The organism is Bradyrhizobium sp. CFUWI (assembly GCF_056429085.1).
Genome location: NZ_JBWJZE010000076.1, coordinates 1 through 3,258 on the forward strand (window position 1 = coordinate 1; position 3,258 = coordinate 3,258).

The 3,258-nt window shown below is 66.5% G+C and carries 2 protein-coding genes; both read left to right on the forward strand.

Annotated features, from left to right (window positions below):
• Positions 1-2 precede the first annotated feature (2 nt).
• The gene (locus tag AC066S_RS38580; protein WP_478271899.1) at positions 3-2,783 is read left to right on the forward strand and encodes a hybrid sensor histidine kinase/response regulator; all 2,781 of its coding nucleotides are present in this window, start codon (positions 3-5) and stop codon (positions 2,781-2,783) included.
• Between the two features lie 24 nt (positions 2,784-2,807).
• Positions 2,808-3,258 (forward strand): chemotaxis protein CheW (locus tag AC066S_RS38585; protein ID WP_478271900.1); only part of this gene is annotated, 451 nt, incomplete at its 3' end.

Consider the following 3,258-nt stretch of genomic DNA (forward strand, 5'->3'; position numbering starts at 1 on the left):
TCATGGATGATCTGTTGCGGGAGTTTCTGACGGAGACCAGCGAGAGCCTGGACACCGTGGACAATCAATTGGTGAAGTTCGAGCAGGAGCCGAACAACGCCAAGATCCTGGATAACATCTTCCGCCTGGTCCACACCATCAAGGGCACCTGCGGCTTCCTGGGCCTGCCCCGGCTCGAAGCGCTGGCCCATGCCGGCGAGACCCTGATGGGCAAATTCCGTGACGGCATGCCGGTGACGGCCGAAGCCGTGACGGTGATCCTGTCCTCGATCGACCGCATCAAGGAAATCCTCGCCGGCCTCGAAGCCACCGAGGCCGAGCCCGAGGGCAACGACCGCGACCTCATCGACAAGCTGGAAGCGATGGTCGAGCAGGGCATGGCGGCGATGGCTGCAGGTTCTGCTCCCGTCACTGAGGCTCCGCCGCTGGTGCCGGAAGCCCCGGCCGCCGCGCCCGCCAAGGAGATGGTCTCCGGCTCGCTGGTCGACCAGACCCTGGAGCGTCCGTTGCGTCCGGGCGAAGTCTCGCTCGACGAGCTCGAGCGCGCCTTCCGCGAGACCGCGATCGAAGCCCCGGTGCCTGCGCCGGCTGCCAAGGCCGAGGTTGCGGCTGAAGCGCCTGCCGCCAGGGAAGCCGCGAAGGAAGCCGTAAAGTCCGCCGCCAAGGAGAAGGCCGCGCCGAAGAAGTCGATGGCCGACGAGAGTGCCGGCGAAGGCGACCGCATCGCCAACCAGTCGATCCGCGTCAACGTGGATACGCTGGAGCATCTGATGACCATGGTCTCCGAGCTGGTCCTGACCCGCAACCAGCTGCTGGAGATCTCCCGCCGCAACGAGGACACCGAGTTCAAGGTGCCGTTGCAGCGCCTGTCCAACGTCACCGCCGAGCTGCAGGAAGGCGTCATGAAGACGCGCATGCAGCCGATCGGCAATGCCTGGCAGAAGCTGCCCCGCATCGTCCGCGATCTCTCCAGCGAACTCGGCAAGCAGATCGAACTGGAGATGCACGGCGCCGACACCGAGCTCGACCGCCAGGTGCTCGACCTGATCAAGGACCCGCTCACCCACATGGTGCGCAACTCCGCCGATCATGGCCTGGAGACGCCGGCCGAGCGCCTCGCTGCCGGCAAGGGCGAGCAGGGCACTATTCGCCTGTCCGCCTATCACGAGGGCGGCCACATCATCATCTGCATCGCCGACAACGGAAGAGGCCTCAACACCGAGAAGATCAAGGCCAAGGCCGTCTCCTCGGGTCTCGTCACCGAGGCCGAGCTCGAGAAGATGAGCGAAGCCCAGATCCACAAGTTCATCTTCGCCCCGGGCTTCTCCACCGCGGCCGCCATCACCTCGGTGTCGGGGCGCGGCGTCGGCATGGACGTGGTGCGCACCAATATCGACCAGATCGGCGGCACCATCGACATCAAGAGCGTGGCCGGCGAAGGCTCCTCGGTCACCATCAAGATCCCGCTGACGCTCGCCATCGTCTCCGCCCTGATCGTGGAAGCCGCCGGCGACCGCTTCGCGATCCCGCAGCTCTCGGTGGTCGAGCTGGTGCGCGCCCGCGCCAATTCCGAGCACCGCATCGAGCGCATCAAGGACACCGCGGTCTTGCGCCTGCGCAACAAGCTGCTGCCGCTGATCCACCTGAAGAAGCTCTTGAAGATCGACGACGGCGCGGCCTCCGATCCCGAGAACGGCTTCATCGTGGTCACGCAGGTCGGCAGCCAGACTTTTGGTATCGTCGTCGATGGCGTCTTCCATACGGAAGAGATCGTCGTGAAGCCGATGTCGACAAAACTGCGTCACATCGACATGTTCTCCGGCAACACCATTTTGGGCGATGGCGCCGTCATCATGATCATCGACCCCAACGGCATTGCCAAGGCGCTCGGCGCCGCCGGCTCCTCGGCCCACGACATGGGCGACGAGAACGGCGCCCATCACATCGGCTCGGGCGAGCAGACCACCTCGCTGCTGGTGTTCCGCGCCGGCTCCTCGCAGCCCAAGGCGGTCCCGCTCGGGCTCGTCACCCGCCTGGAGGAGCTCCCCGCCGACAAGATCGAGTTCTCTAACGGCCGCTACATGGTGCAGTACCGCGAGCAGCTGATGCCGCTGGTGGCCATGGAAAGCGTCACCATCGCGAGCCAGGGCGCCCAGCCGATCCTGGTGTTCGCCGATGACGGCCGCTCCATGGGCCTCGTCGTCGACGAGATCATCGACATCGTCGAGGAACGGCTCAACATCGAGGTCGGCGGCTCCTCCTCCGGCATTCTCGGCTCGGCCGTGATCAAGGGCCAGGCCACCGAGGTGATCGACGTCGGCCACTTCCTGCCGATGGCGTTCGCCGACTGGTTCACCCGCAAGGAGATGAAGCCGTCGCTGCACTCGCAGTCGGTGCTGCTGGTCGACGATTCCGCGTTCTTCCGCAACATGCTGGCCCCGGTGCTGAAGGCGGCCGGCTACCGCGTCCGCACCGCGCCGACCGCGCAGGAGGGCCTCGCCGCGCTGCGGGCCCAGAGCTTCGACGTGGTCCTGACCGACATCGAGATGCCCGACATGAACGGGTTCGAGTTCGCCGAGACCATCCGCGCCGACAACAATCTCGGCTCGATGCCGATCATCGGCCTGTCGGCCTTGGTGTCGCCGGCGGCGATCGAGCGCGGCCGTCAGGCCGGCTTCCACGATTATGTCGCCAAGTTCGACCGTCCCGGTCTGATCGCGGCGCTGAAGGAGCAGACCGCGGGCGCCGCCGGCGCCTCCGAGCTGAGCCGGGCGGCGGCGTAACCCAGGGGATCAGGAGATAGGCTTATGGCCAGCAACAAGATGCAGTCCAGCGAAGGCGCCATGGTCGAATACGTCACCGCGATGATCGGCGGCCAGCTGTTCGGCCTGCCGATCTCCCGCGTCCAGGACGTGTTCATGCCCGAGCGCGTCACCCGCGTGCCGCTGTCCTCGCGCGAGATCGCCGGCGTGCTCAATCTGCGCGGCCGCATCGTCACCGTGGTCGACATGCGCGCCCGTCTCGGCCTGCCGCAGCCCGAGGACGGCAAGGTGCCGATGGCGGTCGGCGTCGATCTGCGCGGCGAATCCTACGGCCTGCTGATCGACCAGATCGGCGAGGTGTTGCGCCTGCCCGAGGCCGGCATGGAAGAGAACCCCGTCAACCTCGATCCCCGCATGGCCAAGCTCGCCGGCGGCGTCCACCGCCTCGACGGACAGCTCATGGTCGTGCTCGACGTCGATCGCGTCCTCGAGCTCG

What these genes read in the sequence shown, in the direction of transcription:
- AC066S_RS38580 (WP_478271899.1), top strand. Translation starts at nt 3, where the DNA reads ATGGATGATCTGTTGCGGGAGTTTCTGACGGAGACCAGCGAGAGCCTG.